Raw genomic sequence first — 17355 nt, 5'->3', positions numbered from 1 at the left:
GCCTTGTATGAGCAGTCTGGACATCGTGGAGCCGGAACACCTGGAAGTGTCCAGTCTCTTTTACCGAGACCCCGCTCTGTACGACAGCGTGCAGCCCGACCTGAACGCAAGGAGCCCCGGCGGCCGTCCCCGCCGGGCAGCCGGAACCGTTGACCGCCTGGAAGCGGTGTCGGTGATCTCCTGGCGCTGTGGCCCCGGCATGGTGGACGAGCCTGCGCACCGACCTCGACACCATTGCCGACTCACCCCGCCTGCGCGGGGAGGACGGCCCCGTTTACGGCCACCAGCACCCCCGCATCGGCTCATCCTCGCCTGCGCGGGGAGGATAAGTGCCTGGCGTTCACGCCCGAGGGCACCGGTGTCCCGGGGCTGCCACTCATGCCCGATCGAGCCTGCTTGAAGGGTACGGGCGTTTGACAGCGAGCCCAGGCATCCATGCCCTCGCGCCGCCCCCAACCGGCCGGAGAATCCCAAAATGAGGGTCCGCAGGCGGCGTTGAGGGAAAGAATGGTTGCCATGACGTACGAAGGCTCCTCCATCGACCCGGCCAGGCCCAGCATCGCCCGCGTCTACGACTACCTGCTCGGCGGCAAGGACAACTACGCCGTGGACCGTGAGATCGGCGACGTGTTCAAGCGCGACCTGCCCGGTTCGGTGGCCATCGCCTTCGCCAACCGCGCGGCCCTGACCCGGGCGGTCAGGGAGATCGCGAAGACCACCGGCATCCGGCAGTTCATCGACCTGGGCAGTGGCCTGCCGACCGCGGACAACGTCCACCAGGTCGCGCAACGGCACGCCCCCGAGTCCCGGGTCGTCTACGTCGACATCGACCCCCAAGTGCTGGTCCACGGCCGCGCACTGCTGGAGAACAACGACCGGACCCGCGTCGTCGCGGTCGATGTGCGCAACCCCGAAGGCATCCACACTCACCCCGACACCCTGGAGATCATCGATTTCACTCGTCCCGTCGCCGTCATCCTCAGCGCCATCCTCCACCACGTCAACGATGACGAGGACCCCGCCGGCATCGTCCGCTACTGGCGAGACCACGTCCCCTCCGGAAGTTACTTCTTCATCAGCCACTTCCGCTCCGGCAACAACGCGGAGACCGCGGAGGCCGAGACGGTCCTCCAGCAGACGTTCGGCCGCGGCCGGTGGCGCACCGACGCGGAGATCGCCTCCCTGCTGGACGGCCTGGAGATCCTCGACCCCGGGATCGTCCCCGCGTCCCTGTGGCGTACCGACGAGAGCGACAACTCGTGGAACAGCGGCGAAAGACGAGAGCTCACGGTGTGGGAACACCTCATCGCCGCCGGACTGGCCCGGAAAGCCTAGACGTGATCCCCGGATGACGATCGCCGGGCAGCTGCGCCTCCGGCCGGCAGGTCGCCGGGGTGGCGAAGCTCCTCGGCATCGACGCCGGCAAGTGAGCGGATTGACGTCCTGCCCGACCGTACCGCCCAGACCCTGGCCGCGTGGCTGCACGAGTTTCCCGGGGCCGAGTACGTCTGCCACAACGGTGGGATTGATGTTGCGACGGGCTGGTCCATCGTGCCTGGCGAAGCCGAGGACTCCTCGCCTCCCTGTGGCGGGTGGCGACAAGGCAGACGCCTTGACAGTGAAGTCAGTCGCCCCAGATCAGAGCGACGACGTCGACGGCTCCCAGAACCTGCGGAACGGCGCTGTCAGCGCAGGCCAGGCTGTCGCATCGCCGAAGCTGCCCATGAGGTGTCCGTGTTGAATCCGACCTCGTCGCCCTGACGAAGGCGTTCGATGTCGTCGCCTGCGGCGAGGCCCATCTCCCAGACTGCCACCGTGCCCTCCCGCACGCACAAACGCGTCGCAGCCACCTCGCGGTCGGAGAAATGATCTTCCCGACCACCTCGACATGGGTCGCGTTCGGGCAGGTCTTCGGCGCCTTGGACCGAGTGCGCAGGCCCTCGACGCCTTCGGCCTGGTAGCGGCGGTACCAGGTGTAGTACGCCTGCCGCGAGATGCCGAAATAGCGGCAGGACATCGCGACGTTCCCGGTGACCTCTTCGACGTGACGTATGACGGCCAGGCGCCGCTTGGCCTCACGGTCGAGCGGCGGGTTGGTAGGGCTGGACTTCGACATGTGGTTCTCCGTAGTGATCGGAGACCCAGGTGTCAACGATGATCGTCAGTTTTAGAGGCGGGACTCAGGGCCGGCCGGGGCGTCGTTGGCCGTGTGGCGTGCGTCAAGAGTCGGTGGGCACCCACTGACGCACACCGTGTCCGTTCGTGCCGTACCAGTAGTGGGACAGGCCCTTGATGCTGCTGGTGCGGAACGGGCGGCCGTGGTCGTCGATGCGGACCGTGCCGGTGCGGTCCTGGGAGGACCAGTCGAGTTCCAGGTACCACTCGCAGTCGTAGGTCTCGGTCGTCGCGGTGACCAGCAGCACCTCCGGGTCCTCGGCGGAGACGCGGTAGGGGAACTGCACGGCGCGCGCGTGGGGGATCGGGCGGTTGATGTCCAGGTTCACGGAGAAGTCACGGGGCGCCAGTCCGCCGCCGCATCCCTGGCCCATGGCGTACGCGTTGCCGGTGACCGGGGCGCCGCGGCTGACGATACGGACCCGGAGGGCCTCCAGGACCACGGCCGTGGACGACTTCCCCTGCACCGAGATCTGCACCATCGTCTGCCGCCCCGGCACCGCCCCCTGCGTCGCCGCCCACACTCCGGCGTCCTGCTCCACCGGCGGCGGGGGCACCTGGGTCGGCTCCTTGTCGATGACGTAGTCGTACCCGCAACCTCCGTCCCAGATCTGAGAGTCGACGGTCCAGGCGAGGGGCACACCGGTCGGCGCGGGGGCGTCGCTCTTCGTGCCCGCCGAGGGTCCGCCCTTTGCCTCGGGACTTCCCGTAGCCCGTGTTCCTGCGGACGGCGAGGCCGGCGCAGGGCTGGGGGAGGGGCTGGTCGCAGTGGCCGAGGGGTGGTGTGACGTACCGGTTTCTGTCGTACGGGACCGACCGGTGGGCTTTGGCGAGTTGTCGTGAGACCGGTCGGCCGACAGCGCCGACAGACTGCCCAGCGTCACCAGCAGCACGGTCGCCGTGGCGGCGCCGATGGCGGTGCGGCGACGGCGGTACCAGGTCCGTCCGGTCGAGCGGGTGGCATCCCACTGGATCGTCGGCTCGGGACTGCCTGGTCCGGGAGCGTCGGAAGCGGGCAGCCCGGCGTCGGATGCGCCCGTGTCGGATGCGCTCGCGTCGAGTCGCCGTGGTGCACCGCTCGTGCCGTCCCCGCCACCACCGATGCCGCCCGCGCGCAGCGCCATCCGGCTGTCCGGACCCGAAGCCCGCCGGCCACCTGCCGGCTCCGGCACCCCCTTGGCGTTCGTCGGCTCCGTTGCCTCCTCGCCCGTTGCCGGCTCTGCCGCCCTCTCACCCGTCCTCGACCGCTGTCGTGCCGTCACCGCGAGCAGCCACAGGCGGTGCAGTTCGAGGCGTTCCTCTGGTGTCGCTCCGCAGAAGGCGGCCAGGCGCTCCACCGGGGCATAGTCCTGCGGGACCGCCTCGCCCGCGCAGTAGCGGTGCAGCGTGGAGGTGTTCATGTTGAGGCGCCGGGCCAGGGAGCCGTAGCTCCGGTCCGTGCGGTCCTTCAGCCGGCGCAGCAGCGCCGCGAACTGCTCGACGTCGTCCCCGGTCGACACCGTTCCCCCGTCTTCCCACGTATCCCCGTATCCCAGGCGGTCCATATACCTGCACGTCAGATGGGCTGGGATGGTTCCACCGTCGCTGGACGGGCGTCCGGCGTTGCGCTGGGCCGCCGTGACGGCCGATGCTCTTGGTGTCGCACCGACCAGGGCCGGACCGACCACCCGGCGGCGGGCGACAGACGACACCCACCCACTCATCCACCGGGGACACCCATGCCCAAGCGCACCCGAGCAGGCGCGCTCCTCACGCTCACCGCCACGGGCCTCGCCCTCGGCGCGACGCTCGCCACACCGGCGAACGACCCGGCTAAGGCGCCCGGCTTCCTCGCGGCGACCGATCTCCCGCCGCACCCGAGCTCCTCCTGAACGACCGGCAAGGTTGCCGCGGGCGTACCGGGGCGGTGGAACAGGACCGCTGCCTGAGCATGAAGCCGGGCGACGACGGCTCGGCTCGCGGCTGACCAAGAACATCAAGTCCTGTGCGGCATCCATCGAGAAGGCCGACCCGGAGACCGAGGCCCCGGCGAAGGACTACAGCACGCTGCCTGTCGAGGAGAGCACCCAAGTCCACAGCCTGCACACGGTGAACTCCTGGGGCGCCTCCGACATCCGACTGTTTTCCGTCTGCTCTCCGTCGGCTGGGACGGCAGGACCGCCACGGCCGTGAACAAGCTCCACTGACCGCATGACCGGGGCCGCCCTCCGCCACGGGGGTGGGGAGGGCTGCCCATCGCCCACCGACAGCGCCATTCGGCGCGATTCGTCACGACTCGAAAAGCAGGGAACACACATGAGCAGCAAGACCCGCACCGTCCTGACCGCCGGCGTCCTCGCCGTCGCTCTCGGCCTCGGCGCCACCGCCCAGGCATCCGCCGGCGCCCCGCGCAGCGTCAGCGGCAAGCCGTCCGACAACATCACCCGCATCGCCGACTTCTACGGCGCCTACAGCGACGCGGTGCTCCGTGAGGACCGCGGCCACCTCGGACAGGCCCTGCGCAGCCACTACCTCACCCCCGCCTTCCAGAAGGAACTGGCGGCCTGGGAGAAGAGGGAGCACGCCGACGGCGTCCTGCGCGCCCAGAACGTCCCGCTCGCCTGGAAGGTCACCGACAACGGCACCACCCGCACTTACACGGAGGCCGTCGTCACCCTTACCTGGGGCAACACCACCACGAAGCTTGTCGTCGACATGGCCCGCGACAGCCACAGGATCTTCCACATCGGCGACAAGGGCGTGGGACGCAAGTAGTCACTCCGGGCGCAGACTCCGCTGAGGATCTGGAACGGTCGTAGCCCGAAGGCCAAGTCGCCCTCGTGCAGCCGCCGTTCCAGCAGGTCTGTCACCTCGGCCCGGCACACTGGGAACCCCGGACCGAGGTGGCCCGCGCCCGCCCGCCCCGGGGACTCGTACAGCCGCACCATCAGATCCCCTCCGCCGACTTCACCGACTCGACGGTCACGGCCGACTGGTCAAACGCCACCTACGGAGATCCGTAGGTGGCCTTCTCCTTGGTGCCCCCGGCAGGATTCGAACCTGCGACACCCGCTTTACGAGCGAGGTTGGTCGACTCGGTGGCTGATCTGCGAAATGAGCCCTCCACAGGGCGTGGGCTTCACGGCCTGTGGACGCCTGCTGTTCCCCGTGACTCCCCGCTCGTTCTGGCACGGTTGTGGCACGCGTTCAGTCGCCCTGGAACCACAGGTAGCTGCCGGGGGTGTTGGCGCACTGCTGTAGTTGCGTTGCGAGGTCGTTTAGTGCAGCAACCTGGTGCTGATCGCTGCACTGTTGACGCAGACTGCTGATCTCGGTGAGTGCGGCGGCGGCCTCTTGCTCGTTCATCAACGTGTCTCCGTACGGATCAACAGCGGTGAGCCGCCCAGGCACCCCTAGCAGTTGCAGGGAGCCGAGCGCATCGGCCAACGCGTCCCCATGCCCGTACGAGCTACGCAGAAGTGTTGCTCGGGATTTGCGCCAGTTTCGCGTTGGCCGTGCGGAGTGCAGCTCCAGGTCGATTCCCATGGGCCCAAGTCTCTTGCGGGCTCCATGGGAGCCGTCAGCATTTGATCCGTAGCTCTATGTGGATGGGGCAGGGACGGTCACAGCGGTCAGTACGAAGCCTGTGAGGGATGTTGCGGGTCGGGAACGATTGGTGGGGTTGCGGTATCTGGTTGCTGTACTGCTTGCGCGCTACCACATCGGCGAGGAGTAATTGTCAATTCCTGTGGATCAGTCCTCCTGCTGCTGAGGGGATGCGGCTCGTGTTGTTTGCCGTAGCAGCAGATCCGGCGCAACGGGCGTGTACTCAGAGGGTTTTCTCGAACCAGTGTCGGATGTAGGGGTTGGTGGTGTATGGGGCAATCTCGATGTAGCCGGAGGCGGCGTAGAGGCCCCGAGCCTCGATGAGTTCCTCCATGGTGTCCAGCCGTAGCCGGGTATGGCCAAGCTAGTGGGCCTCGGTTTCGACGGCAGTCAGCAGGCTCCGGCCGATCCCTTGGCCGCGGAACGCAGAGCGCACGAACATGCGCTTGGTCTCGCCGACGTCTGGGGTCAGCGCCCGGATGCCAATGCAGCCGGCCGGGATACCGTTGACCCTCGCCAGAAGAAACAGCCCGCCGGGTGGGACCAGTCCTGTGTTGTCCGCCGGCGCCTCGGTTTGATCGTGCAGCAGTGGACCACTCCAGCGTTGGAAGAGCTCCTGCTGATATTCCTCCAGCAGCTCCCGGCCGTCGGCCGAGTCGACCGGCTCGGCGTTGATAACGGTGTTGCTCACCGGTTCCCTCTTTCCTGTGAGTCGTTCTTCGTACTGTGGGCCCGTGTTCGGCACTGCATCCAGGAGGCTCCAATTCCTTTGCCTGGCATGGTCGGTGCCGTCCGGATGCACATTTGTGAAGGCCGTGAGAGCTGGTCAGGCGTTCGTGGGTGATAGGTGGTTGGGGAGGTCGGTGAGCTGTTCGATGCGGGGGATCGTCTCGTCTGCTGTCGGCGATGGTCCACCGGTGACGAAGTCGATGCCTCGGTCCAGCCAGATGCCGGTGAGAGTGCAGCTGCGTTCACGTCGCTTTCCAGCATGTCGCCCACGTTGACCGCCTGTGCGGGGTCCGTCCGCATCCGCCGACAGGCGGTGGCGTAGGCGGAGGGCTTGGCCGCACCGAGGTCGGTCGGGGTCAGGACGGCTTCGAAGTATTCGAGGAGGCCGAAGCGGGCGAGTTTGGCGCGCTGCTGTTCAGGGTCGCCGTTGGTGAGAACGGCGAGACGCGGTCCGTGGGGAAGCTGTTTCAGGGTCTCCAGGCATGGCTGGACATCGGGATAACACCGCCAGGACTCCTCGAACACGGTGAGGTAGCGCTCGGTGATCCAGGTGTCCAGAAGGCCGGGACTTTCCGGAACCGGTTCGCCGAGCATCGGCAGGAAGGTTCTCTGCTGTACCGCAACTCCCGGCCACCGTCCCGTTGTCAGTCCCTCCTGCTAGCTTGCCTGGCGGACTAAGACCGGTCAGAGAACCTTCGAGGTCCGCGGTCAAGGGGGGTGGGCATAAAGGTCCCCGGGAGCCACTTCGGGACTATGTTGCAGGCCCCAGACCCCCCCTCATCACCTGGCCAACACGCTTTCCAACTGTGTTGGTGGGATGCCAGGGTGCGTGCACAGGCGTTCATCTGTGTTCATGGCCGCCTGTCCTTCGGCGCTGGGACGGCTTCGGGTCCCGCCTGAACGACTGTGAACGGGGCTGAATGAGACGGGAACTGAGACGGCCCGGTGTCTGGCCGAGCCGCCTCGTGGGCGGTGTGACCTTCTGATCCGTAGCTCTAGCGGGATCAGCCAGTGGGGGTCATACCGGTCGCTGGGTGGGCCCGGAGGGACGCTACCGTGCGGGAGCGGCTATCAGGGTTGCGGTACCTGGCTGCTGTACCGCACTGACCATGGAACGGCATGTGCTGGAATCGCTGTTGATCGGTGATGACGAGGCGTCCGTGATAGCTCTGGCCGCCCTCCGCAGCGGCGCCCCCTACTCGGTGGAGGAGCGGGTACAACCCACTGGCGCGCATGCCGGAGTCTTCAGTCGCCGACTTCAGCGCATGCGGATGCGCGGATTCGAACCCCTTGGCCTGGAGCGAGCAGTGCAGCTCATCAGGGAATACGACCGGCCTGTGCGCACAGCGCTGATCGATCCTGGCAATCGGACACGGTTCACCCTGCTCTTTCTCACCGAGGACGGCAGCGCACTCGTGGCCTGCGCTAGCTGGCCGCTGCCGCTGGTTGCCAGGAAGCCACCGCTTTAGGAGCGAGGCTGGTCGGCTACCGGGGTGACCTGCGGATTCCCTGCCTTGGGCGCTGGCCGGCGGCGTCGCCCTGGTGAACTCTGGTTCCCCGTGAGTCCCCGTACGTTCTGGCACGAGAGTGGCACGGCCCAGACCGCGCCGTGCCCCCTCGATGCGAAATATGGGCGAGGCAGTCGCTGAGGTCTCCACGCCTGCTCAGACAGCCGTTCACGCGCTACTACGGCCAGTAGTGGTCGGCGCGGTTGCTGTACTTCCCTGCTGTACCGCCAAGATCTGGTCTCGATTGTCAGTGCGGACGCGTAGTCTCAGCGGCGCGTGGTCGGCACCCGGGGTAGCCAGCTCTGTAGTGCAGCTGCATCCCTGGTCTGCCTGGGGGGTCCGGTATCCAGCCCGTGGCCTAACCGGCGACGCAGGCTCTGTTGATGGCCAAGAGTGAGACCTGACAGCGCCGACCACGCACCTCGGATGCATGGGCACGCGGGCGGTGGAGTCTCAATGACCGCGCCAAGGCGACGGGCGCCGGCCGATGGTGCAGCTGGCGCCCGTACAGTCCACGGCTTTGAGGTCTGGCCTCATCCTTATCAGGTCGATCATGGGACGTCGGCGGTGTTGGTCAACCGGCCGTGCTTCTGCCCATGCCATACGCAGAGGTCCGGCGCCAACCGTTGCTGTGCGGGGTTGTTGGTGTCAGGCGCTGGTGTTAGCCGTCCTAGGCCGACTTGACAGATTCGCCGCTCGCCCTGAGTTCCAGCAGTCGTGAGGCGCACAGCCTTGTTCGCTCGGGCCCCGGCGTGCGCTTACGAATACCTGTGGTGTGCAGCCTGAGCTGAGACTCCCAAAGCTTCACCGATCTCCCTCCAGGTCAGGGAATGCACCTCTCGGGCCGCGATGACCTCTTCGCGGAGGACGGACTCGGCAGCATCGCGAAGGATGGTCGCGATGAGGAGCCGGAAGCTGGCACTGGTGTCTCCCGACTGTTTGGATGCTCGCCGGATCTGATCTCGCATGATCTCGTCGGCCACTGGGGTCCGACCGTGCTCGATGCGCATTGGGCGTGTAGCCATCAACATAGTTTGACAAAACTGACTGACCGTCACCGACCAAATGAACATAAATGCAGTTCAGGGCAGGGTTGTTCGCGATGCCCCAGTGTCAGTGCGCTGCCTCAGAATAGAGAATGCGGCCACGGCCCCGGTAACGGCGGCTCCCTGGTCCTAACGCAGGCCCAAGCTTCCTCCGGTAACGGCGGCGGCCCCCTGGTCCTACGCAGGAGGCCGCCAACACCGTCAGAAATGCCAACCGAAGGAGGTCGACATTCCCAGCACTCGAAAGTGTAGGCGCTGCCACCGTCAGCAACCTATGCGCAAACTCGCACGCACGGCCCGGGGAACCCGCCGGATCAGCACCCACCTGGTCGAACGGGGTGCACGCCGCCACTCCCGTAAGCTCCTGAACTACGCCTCGGATGAGCTCATGCGTACGGCTGTGAAAGCCAGCTTGAGCGGGGCCGCGACCGTCGCGCTCTACTGGTGGCACCACCACCGCTGAGGCCTAGGAAGTGTCCGATAGCTCAGGCGGCTGCCTCGTCGGTGAAGGCCCGCATGGCGTGCACGCACAGTGAGCATACGTATGCATACTGCTTCGGCCTGTGCCATGATTCGGTCGTGGTCGATGACGGCCACGCACACAGGACGCGGAGCGAGCGTGGCAACCGGAATTGTGAAGTGGTTCAACGACGCGCAGGGGTTCGGCTTCATCACCCCGGACGAAGGAGGCGAGGACCTCTATGCCCATTTCAGCGCCATCACCATGAATGGCTTCAAGACCCTCAAAGAGGGTCAACAGGTGTCGTTCGATGTTGTGCAGGGTCCGAAGGGCAAGCAGGCATCGAACATCCAAGCTGCGTGACCGTCCATGCGCCCGTGCGACGGGCCGCTCACTCCGTGACCCGTCGGACAGGCTCTAGTGGTGGGCTGCTACTGAACATGGGGCGGCTATGTGTCCTTTCAGTAACCCACCACTTTCCCCAGCTCCCATCCCGTCCGCCGTCGACCCACACACCGCGGAGCGGGCGTGGTTCATGGCGTCCAGGTGGAGCGCGCCACTGTACGAACGACCTGGACGCCATGGGCCGCGTCTGCTCGGCTCTGCCTGGGTCGACGGTGGTCGGGATGGGAGCTCCCCGCGCACGCCACTACGAACCGGTAGCCGGGAACGGCGCTCCCTCCATCCCGGTGTCGGCCGATCCCCCGCCGGAGGCATCGCCCTGACTGCGACATGTGTACGGTGATCACCCATCGCTCCGGGCCCCCACGTGGGCGCGCGTTGGCGCAGCCCGCCGGAGCGAGCCGAAGGCAGGAGCGGCGGCGGAGCGGAGCCAGGAGCGCGCCCGGCGGAGCGGAGCGCAGCCGGGGCTTGAACCAGTAGAGAAAGTTGTAACTCAGAACCTGGCGTGAGGCTTTCTAAAACTGCCGATCATCGTTGACACCTGGGTCTCCGATCACTACGGAGATCCCCATGTCGAAGTCCAGCCCTACCACCCCGCCGCTTGACCGTGAGGCCAAGCGGCGCCTGGCCGTCATACGTCACGTCGAAGAGGTCAGCGGAAACGTCGCGATGTCCTGCCGCTATTTCGGCATCTCGCGGCAGGCGTACTACACCTGGTACCGCCGCTACCAGGCCGAAGGCGTCGAGGTCCTGCGCACTCGGTCCAAGGCACCGAAGACCTGCCCGAACGCGACCCATGTCGAGGTGGTCGGGAAGATCATCTATCTGCGGCAGAACTACCACTTCGGGCCCGAGAAGATCGCCATGTACCTCAAGCGGTACCACGACGTCACCATCAGCAAGGCCGGCGTCTGGCGCATCCTCAACCGCCTCGACATGGGCCGCCTGCCGGCCTCGCAGCGCTACAAGAGGCACGACCGCAGATGGAAGCGGTACGAGAAGCAGCTGCCCGGCCACCGCGTCCAGATCGACGTGGACGACGAGATGATTCGGCGCAACCCGTGCCGGATCAAAGGCGCAGACAGCTATGACGTGCCTGAGCGGCCCGTGTTGTCGGTGACGGAAGTCTTCGGGGTGGCTGATGCCATCGCGCCTCGCTACCGGCTGCTCGTCCTCCTGGCGGCGTTCACGACGCTCCGCTTCGGCGAGTTGGCCGCGCTGCGTCGTAAGGACATCGACCTGGCCGGCCGCCTGGTCGTGGTCCGCCGGGCGCAAGCCGAGTTGCAGGACGGGCGGCTCTTCGACAAGGCGCCCAAGTCGGCCGCGGGGGTGCGCACGGTCTCCTTCCCCGGTGAGCTGGTCGACGCGATTACGCTCCACCTGGAGTGCTACGCCGCTGCTGGACAGGACGGTCACGTGTTCGTCGGGCCGCAGGGTGGGCAGCTTCGGCGGAGCAACTTCCGGGACGACTGGGTCAAGGCGCGGAAGGATGCAGGCGTCACGGCCGAGCTGCACTTCCACGACCTGAGGCATACGGGCAACACTCTGGCTTCCACGGCCGGGGCCAGCACGCGGGAGCTGATGACGCGGATGGGTCACAGCAGCTCCCGTGCCGCGCTGATCTACCAGCACATGACCAGCGACCGGGTCCGGGCCATCGCGGACCGGCTTGGGACCATGATCAGGGAGGGTGGGGGAGGGGCTTCCGGTCACGGGGATAGGTAATGGCCTTGCTGTGATGGTCGAAACTGGCGATGCTGAGCCGATGCCTGGGCAGCGCAGAAGAAGACGTCAGCAGCAGGACGAGGTGCAGCGCGCTGCTGCTCGTTTCGCGTCTAACGCGGGCCGCTGGGAGGTGCTTTTCGAAACCCAGGACGAATCGGAATGGCACGCTCATGTACGCCGCCTCAGAGCGTCGGACACGCAGATCGACTGGACGGCGGTGCGGGTGGACAGGCTCTGTGGGCGCCTGACGCAACCGACCACCTTCCGGTTGAGCCTCTTCGTGTCGAAGACCATGGCCGGTCCGGACCAGGCCTCCTCCACGTAGTGGCACGCCTGTGGCACGACCCCCGAAACGCCGAAGGGCCAGTCTGGGAGGGAATCCCTCCTGAACTGGCCCTTCTCTCTGTGCCCCCGGCAGGATTCGAACCTGCGACACCCGCTTTAGGAGTTCGATCCGAGCCTGCTCCGGCTCCGGTCGGCGACTGGGATGGCGGTCGAAGAGAGCTGCTGGTGTACGCCTCCGTCCGACATCGTTGATGTCAACCGTGGATGTCAGATCAACGGTGCTCAAGCCACCACGTTGCAATCGAGACCAAGGCGCTACCGAGACCGGCAGTTATGCCTCGCACGAGGTTGTGAGCGACAGTGCGATTCAACGCACGCATGCGGCGCCACTTCACTGTGATAGTCGGCTGGACAGGCAGCCTCAGCCTCCAGTGACGGGCATGGCGTCATCGCGGGCGACCACCCAATAGTTCGGTCCGTGCTCGATGGCACCAGGCCCACCTGATCCGCTCGCGCCGCGCGAAGGCGCCGAGGTTCGAGGTCTACGGCCGCATCGTGCTCTCTGCGTTCGTGCGGCACCCCACCCAACAACTTCCTCGCTCGTGCTGCGCCTGAGACTTTGTTACGGGTCACTGAGACGTGCTGTCCCCATCCAGGACTGCCCTGGCAGCGGCGAGGAACTCCTCTTGGGCTTGCAGAAGCTGTGCATCGGTCCCCTGCCCCTCTTCGCGCACCAGGTCCGGGTGCCTCAGGCTGGCGTAGTGGTAGGTCCTTCCCTGCTGGCGAAGAGACTCGGGTATCCGCATCAGCTTTGAGAACGCGACGTTTTGTCGTGGGGCAGGAACTCCCACTGACAACCCGTGCGGTTCTGGTAGAGGATCGCGTTCACGATCTCCCGCATCGCGTACTTCCCCTGATGTCCGCTGACCGACGGATGCCGGGCCTTCCATGCCGTGATCACGGGTTCGACGAGCTCCCACTGCTCGTCGGTGAGATCGCTCGGGTACAGCTTGCGCATGCTCATGCCACAACCCAAGCGAACCCCGAACGCCTGACCGGCGACGATGCCCAACGTCACACCATCGAGCGATGACAAGACCGACGGAACACCACATCCCGCACTCTCATACCGCCCTCTGAGACAACCATCCGAGCTCTGCCTTCAGGCGCGGGACAACGGGGTGGCGCCAGAAGTCTCTCAATCTGTTTCGGGGAGGGTTCGGGGTAGTCCGAAGCGCGTCATGACGTTGGTGTTGAAGCCGGTGATGGCGGTGATCTGGGCGCCGGCGATGGTGATGACCAGGAGGGCGTAGGCGCGGTGGACACGGGCGTGGGGGTCTGCCAGGTACAAGCCGACGGCTGGCTGGCCGTTGGCGCGGGTAGGTACCACGCGGTAGGTGCGGCCGGGGCGGAAGGTGGAGGCGGCGAAGAAGCGCTGGGCTGTTTCGATGCCGCGGTATTCCAGCATGGCCGGGGGCATGGAGAGTCTCACGTCGCTGACGAGCAGTCCGATCAGGGCGTCCAGGTCGGCGCGTTCCAGGGCGTCGGTGAGCCGGGCGACGAGCCGGTGTTCGGCGGCGGTGTCGAGTTGGCGTGCAGGCCTGCGGCTGCCGGTGCCGCTGCTGCCGGTATTGCTGGAGTCGGTGAGGTGGTTGTCGACGGTGGCCCGCGCTCGTTTGAGGGCGCTTTGAACCGATTCCTGGGTGGCATCGAGCATTTGGGCGACTTCGGCGGCGTGGTAGCCCAGGACATCGCGGAGGACGAGCGCGGCGCGTTGGCGTGGTGGCAGCAGTTGCAGGGCGGTGATGAAGGCCAGGGAGATGGCCTCGGTGGTCTCGTAGCGGGCCTCCGGTCCGGGGCGCTGGTCGACGAGGTGGTCGAGCAGGACGTCGGGGTAGGGCTCCAGCCAGGGCGGGGCATCGCCGGCGCCGGAGGGCTCGGGCAGGGTGGCCTCGGGCAGCGGCGGGGCGATGCGGGGGCGCCGGCTGTCGGCGCGCAACATGCTCAGGCACCGATTGGTCGCGATCTTGTAGAGCCAGGTCCGGAGCGAGGACTGCTGGCCGAAGCCGCCGAGGTTACGCCAGGCGGACACGAGGGTCTCCTGGAGTGCGTCCTCGGCGTCCTGCAGGGATCCCAGGATGCGGTAGCAGTGCACCTGCAACTCGTGGGAGTGGCCCTGGACCAGGTCGCGGAACGCGTTGTGGTCGCCGGTCCGAGCCCGAGCGATCAGGTCCGTCGTGTCCATCTCCATCGGCAAGCATCCTCGCTTCTCTTCTTTCCGCAGGGCGCGTTCGGCTTGTCTATCGATACCGACGCCGCCGGGCCCGCGAATTGGGCGGTGTCCGCGCGCCCAATTCATGGACGTGCCGCCGTCTACCCGATTGGAGGCGGTCCCGGTCCGGGGCGCGCCCCGGACACAGAACAGGACCACAGATCATGGCCAAGTACGTTTTCACTTTCCGTGTGCCCTCCGACTACGCGCCCCACGCCGGGACGCCGACCGAGTGGCAGGCCTGGTTCGGCGCGTTGGGCTCGGCCCTGGTGGACGTCGGCAACGCGGTGACCGATTACGCCTCGCTCGGCGAGGTCGGCGGCAGCGGCTCCCGGATGGTCGCCTACTCGGTGGTGTCCGCCGAGGACATGGACTCCGCGCTGGCGCTGGCCAGGGACTGCCCGGTGCTGCGGGTCGGCGGCGGGGTCGAGGTCGGCCCCGTGATGGAAGCCGCCGGGTCGTGAGCGACGCCATGACCGGGTCGACGGCGCCGCCGGTAGGGTCGTTCCTGGCGACCGGGCGTGGCAGGGTCACGCTGGCGCTGCTGTGCGCGGTGACGTTCCTGGACGTCGTGGACGGCTCGATCGTGAACGTCGCGCTGCCGACCATCCGTACGCATCTGGGGTTCTCGGTGCAGAACCTGCAGTGGGTGGTCAGCGGCTATCTGATCACCTATGGCGGGTTCCTGCTGCTGGGCGGTCGGGCCGGGGACCTGCTGGGGCGGCGCCGGCTGCTGATCGCCGGGACCGCGCTGTTCGCGGCGTCCTCGCTGGCCTGCGGGTTGGCCGACAGCCAGGGGCTGCTGGTCGGCGCCCGGCTCGCCCAGGGTTTCGGGGCGGCGATGATGTCCCCGGCCGCGCTGTCCATTCTGACCACCACCTTCCAGGACTCCGACCGGCACAAGGCGCTGGGCGTGTGGGCCGGGATCAGCGGGCTGGCCGCCGCAGTCGGAGTGTTCTTCGGCGGGCTGCTCACCCAGGACTTCGGCTGGCGGTGGGTGTTCTTCGTGAACCTCCCGCTGTGCGCCCTGGTGCTGCTCGGGGCCTTCCGGATCCTGAAGGCCGACCACGGCCGGTCCGTGCCGGGCGGTTTCGACGCGGTCGGCGCGGTGCTGGTAACCGCGAGCATGCTGCTGCTGATCTTCACGGTGGTGAAGGCGCCGGACGAGGGCTGGGGTGCGGGACGCACCATCGGCGGGCTGGCCGCCTCGGCGGTGCTGATGGCCGCGTTCGGGGTCAATGAGCAGCGGCGCGCCCATCCGCTGGTCCCGATGTCGATCTTCCGGATCAAGGGCCTGGCCGCGGCCGATGCCACCCAGGTGATCGCCTGGGCCGGGTTCTACTCGATGTTCTTCTTCGTCACCCTGTATATGCAGAACGTCCTGGGCTACTCCCAACTGCGGACCGGGCTCTCGTATCTGCCGGTGACCGTCGGCATCGGGTTCGGCTCGACCGTGGCGACGAAGATGTTCGTGCGGACCGGTACCCGTCCGATCATCGTCTCCGGTGCGCTGCTCGCTGCCGGTGGCATCTTCTGGCTCTCCCGCATTCCGGTGGATGGCACCTATCTCGGCAACCTGCTCGCCCCGCTGGTGGTCATGGCGGCCGGGCTGGGGCTGCTGTATGCCGGTGTGCAAACGGCGGCGAACGCGGGCGTGCCGGAGGATCAGTCCGGATTGGCCGCAGCCCTGATCACCACCTCTTTCCAGCTCGGGTCAGCGCTCGGCCTGGCGGTGTTCAGCGGGATCGCGACCAGTCGCACCAGCCACCTGCTGGCCGCCCGTACCCCGCCCCCGGAGGCACTCACCGCCGGATTCCAGCGGGCCCTGCTCGTCAGCGCCCTCTGCCTCGTGGCAGCCGGAGCCATCGCGCTGCGCGCCTCCAACACCCGCGGCGAACTCGCCGCCACGCCAGAAACCCAACAAAACCTGGAACCCTCCTACGACCCCGCATAACACAACACAACGAAATCCCGGGATGGCGTTCAACGCCATCCCGGGATTCTCTTTACCGTTGGGTGCGCAACTATGCCCAACCTGCTCGCGCTTCCGAGCTCCACCAAGTTCTCCACTGCGCTTCCTCGTTCCGAGGCTGAGAGAGGCGTCGGCCTTTGCGGGTTGCGGTCGAACCCGAACCCGGCTTGTTCGCCCGCCCCGACGCCTGAGGACCATCCCCCACCCGCGACTAGGGATCCTTCCCCAACCTCAACCACGAAACGGACAAGAGCTCACGTTCCGCACTCTGAGAGTTGTTGTCGCCAAAGCCCTACCAGATTGTCAGACAGATGTAGATCGCAGCGTTTCGCCGCGTTTTGTGTTCTTTTATCAGGTTCCATTACCTGCGCGACGGCGGTGATTGCGTGTCGTCGCTCTATCGCCCCCGGGCCGTTTTCTGACGTAGCGGGGAATTGCTTCAAGAGAGGATCGACGTGTTGTGACCAATGACGTTCACAGATCTCAAAGTTGGGGCGAGCGGGGCCTCTGGCGTGTCACTGGTCGTCGGGCGGCGCAAGTGTTGGCTTCAGCGGCGTCGCCGGCCGGGCCCGGGCGGGGTTGGTGGCGTATGGGCGTCACCGTAGCGGTGTGTGCCGTGCTCACCGGTGCGGGGGTGCCGGCGGCCGTCGCCGACTCTCCGACGGCAGGTCATCGCAGCGGCAGTCGGGCAGCCGCGCCAGTCAGTCAGACCTTCACCTTCACCGGCGCTCCGCAGACCCTGACGGTTCCTGCGGGAATGTTCGTGACGATCACCGCGGACGGGGCCGGCGGTGCCGACAACACCGGCACCCCCTGTTCTGTCACGGGGACCGGGGGGACGGGGGCGCGGGTCGTCACCACGCTCCCGCAAACCGCCGCACCGACGGCCTTCACCATCAACGTCGGCGGCACCGGCGGCAAAGGCTGCAACGGCACCGGGACGCCGGGTGCCGGCGGGTTCAACGGCGGCGCCCCAGGTGGGGGTTATCCGCTCAGTGGTTTTCATTTTGAAGGGCCGGGTGGGGGCGGGGCCTCCAGCATCAGCACGGGTGGCTCCTTGCTGGTGGTCGCCGGGGGCGGCGGCGCCGCCGGCGGCACCGGACAGGGTTCTACGGGAGGGAACGGAGGCAACGGCGGGACAACGCCGGATGCCACCGGCGGTACCGCGGGAAGTGCCACCGGCCCTGGGGCTTCGC

General features: G+C 67.0%; 15 protein-coding genes and 3 pseudogenes. 9 read left to right on the top strand and 9 right to left on the bottom strand.

What is annotated here, in order from left to right; genetic code table 11:
* The first annotated feature begins 507 nt into the window (after window positions 1–507).
* Window positions 508–1335: an SAM-dependent methyltransferase gene (locus tag FNV62_RS00140; protein WP_143611797.1), complete on the top strand. Its 828-nt coding sequence runs from the start codon at window positions 508–510 to the stop codon at window positions 1333–1335.
* Window positions 1336–1685: 350 nt separating this feature from the next.
* Here FNV62_RS00140 and FNV62_RS57810 read toward each other — a convergent pair whose 3' ends face one another.
* The 3 genes and pseudogenes from FNV62_RS57810 to FNV62_RS00130 form a co-directional block, all read right to left on the bottom strand.
* A complete protein-coding gene (locus tag FNV62_RS57810; RefSeq protein WP_381999142.1) occupies window positions 1686–1814 on the bottom strand; it encodes a hypothetical protein in 129 nt (42 codons plus the stop codon).
* Window positions 1815–1885: 71 nt separating this feature from the next.
* Window positions 1886–2116 (bottom strand): annotated as a pseudogene (locus tag FNV62_RS57805) (helix-turn-helix domain-containing protein); the annotation flags it as partial.
* Between the two features lie 103 nt (window positions 2117–2219).
* The gene (locus tag FNV62_RS00130; protein WP_225900054.1) at window positions 2220–3719 is read right to left on the bottom strand and encodes a helix-turn-helix domain-containing protein; all 1500 of its coding nucleotides are present in this window, start codon (window positions 3717–3719) and stop codon (window positions 2220–2222) included.
* A 174-nt stretch (window positions 3720–3893) separates the two neighbouring features.
* On the opposite strand from FNV62_RS00130, the gene FNV62_RS00125 reads away from it, so the two are divergent.
* Entirely contained in the window at window positions 3894–4046 is a 153-nt protein-coding gene (locus tag FNV62_RS00125; RefSeq protein ID WP_164657578.1) for a hypothetical protein, read from the top strand.
* A gap of 424 nt (window positions 4047–4470) precedes the next feature.
* A complete protein-coding gene (locus tag FNV62_RS00120; protein ID WP_054237351.1) occupies window positions 4471–4929 on the top strand; it encodes a hypothetical protein in 459 nt (152 codons plus the stop codon).
* Window positions 4930–5012: 83 nt separating this feature from the next.
* On the opposite strand, the pseudogene FNV62_RS56855 reads toward FNV62_RS00120, so the two are convergent.
* The 4 genes and pseudogenes from FNV62_RS56855 to FNV62_RS00100 all read right to left on the bottom strand — a co-directional run.
* Window positions 5013–5102: pseudogene (locus tag FNV62_RS56855) on the bottom strand (hypothetical protein); the annotation flags it as partial.
* A gap of 259 nt (window positions 5103–5361) precedes the next feature.
* Window positions 5362–5700: a hypothetical protein gene (locus tag FNV62_RS00110; protein ID WP_054237353.1), complete on the bottom strand. Its 339-nt coding sequence runs from the start codon at window positions 5698–5700 to the stop codon at window positions 5362–5364.
* 424 nt (window positions 5701–6124) lie between these two features.
* Window positions 6125–6451: a GNAT family N-acetyltransferase gene (locus FNV62_RS00105; RefSeq protein ID WP_164331428.1), complete on the bottom strand. Its 327-nt coding sequence runs from the start codon at window positions 6449–6451 to the stop codon at window positions 6125–6127.
* The gene (locus tag FNV62_RS00100) at window positions 6448–7083 is read right to left on the bottom strand and encodes an HAD family hydrolase (RefSeq protein ID WP_143611794.1); all 636 of its coding nucleotides are present in this window, start codon (window positions 7081–7083) and stop codon (window positions 6448–6450) included. The genes FNV62_RS00105 and FNV62_RS00100 overlap by 4 nt, the downstream gene beginning before the upstream one ends.
* A 515-nt stretch (window positions 7084–7598) precedes the next feature.
* On the opposite strand from FNV62_RS00100, the gene FNV62_RS00095 reads away from it, so the two are divergent.
* The 4 genes from FNV62_RS00095 to FNV62_RS00080 all read left to right on the top strand — a co-directional run bounded on the left by FNV62_RS00095 (window position 7599) and on the right by FNV62_RS00080 (window position 11955).
* Entirely contained in the window at window positions 7599–7958 is a 360-nt protein-coding gene (locus FNV62_RS00095; RefSeq protein WP_143599456.1) for a hypothetical protein, read from the top strand.
* A gap of 1704 nt (window positions 7959–9662) precedes the next feature.
* The gene (locus FNV62_RS00090) at window positions 9663–9866 is read left to right on the top strand and encodes a cold-shock protein (RefSeq protein WP_143599455.1); all 204 of its coding nucleotides are present in this window, start codon (window positions 9663–9665) and stop codon (window positions 9864–9866) included.
* A gap of 609 nt (window positions 9867–10475) precedes the next feature.
* On the top strand, window positions 10476–11630 hold the full coding sequence (locus tag FNV62_RS55015; protein WP_143611793.1) for a tyrosine-type recombinase/integrase: 1155 nt from the start codon (window positions 10476–10478) through the stop codon (window positions 11628–11630).
* Window positions 11631–11643: 13 nt separating this feature from the next.
* Window positions 11644–11955, top strand: coding sequence for a hypothetical protein (locus FNV62_RS00080; protein WP_225900053.1), 312 nt, complete (start codon window positions 11644–11646; stop codon window positions 11953–11955).
* Between the two features lie 774 nt (window positions 11956–12729).
* On the opposite strand, the pseudogene FNV62_RS00075 reads toward FNV62_RS00080, so the two are convergent.
* Window positions 12730–12939, bottom strand: a pseudogene (locus tag FNV62_RS00075) (transposase); the annotation flags it as partial.
* A 174-nt stretch (window positions 12940–13113) separates the two neighbouring features.
* Window positions 13114–14166 carry a sigma-70 family RNA polymerase sigma factor gene (locus FNV62_RS00070; RefSeq protein WP_143611792.1) on the bottom strand — a complete coding sequence of 351 codons (1053 nt, stop codon included), beginning with the start codon at window positions 14164–14166 and terminating at the stop codon, window positions 13114–13116.
* A 185-nt stretch (window positions 14167–14351) separates the two neighbouring features.
* Between FNV62_RS00070 and FNV62_RS00065 the strand changes: the two genes are divergently transcribed.
* Together FNV62_RS00065 and FNV62_RS00060 are read left to right on the top strand one after the other, a co-directional pair.
* Entirely contained in the window at window positions 14352–14651 is a 300-nt protein-coding gene (locus tag FNV62_RS00065; protein WP_143611791.1) for a hypothetical protein, read from the top strand.
* Window positions 14648–16141 carry an MFS transporter gene (locus FNV62_RS00060; RefSeq protein ID WP_143611790.1) on the top strand — a complete coding sequence of 498 codons (1494 nt, stop codon included), beginning with the start codon at window positions 14648–14650 and terminating at the stop codon, window positions 16139–16141. Before FNV62_RS00065 ends, FNV62_RS00060 begins: the two co-directional genes overlap by 4 nt.
* Window positions 16142–17355 lie beyond the last annotated feature (1214 nt).

Origin of the sequence: Streptomyces sp. RLB3-17, assembly GCF_007113425.2 — a bacterium.
Lineage (GTDB): Bacteria > Actinomycetota > Actinomycetes > Streptomycetales > Streptomycetaceae > Streptomyces > Streptomyces mirabilis_D.
Note: the sequence above shows the minus strand (reverse complement) of the source record. Positions and strands in the feature narration are given on the sequence as shown.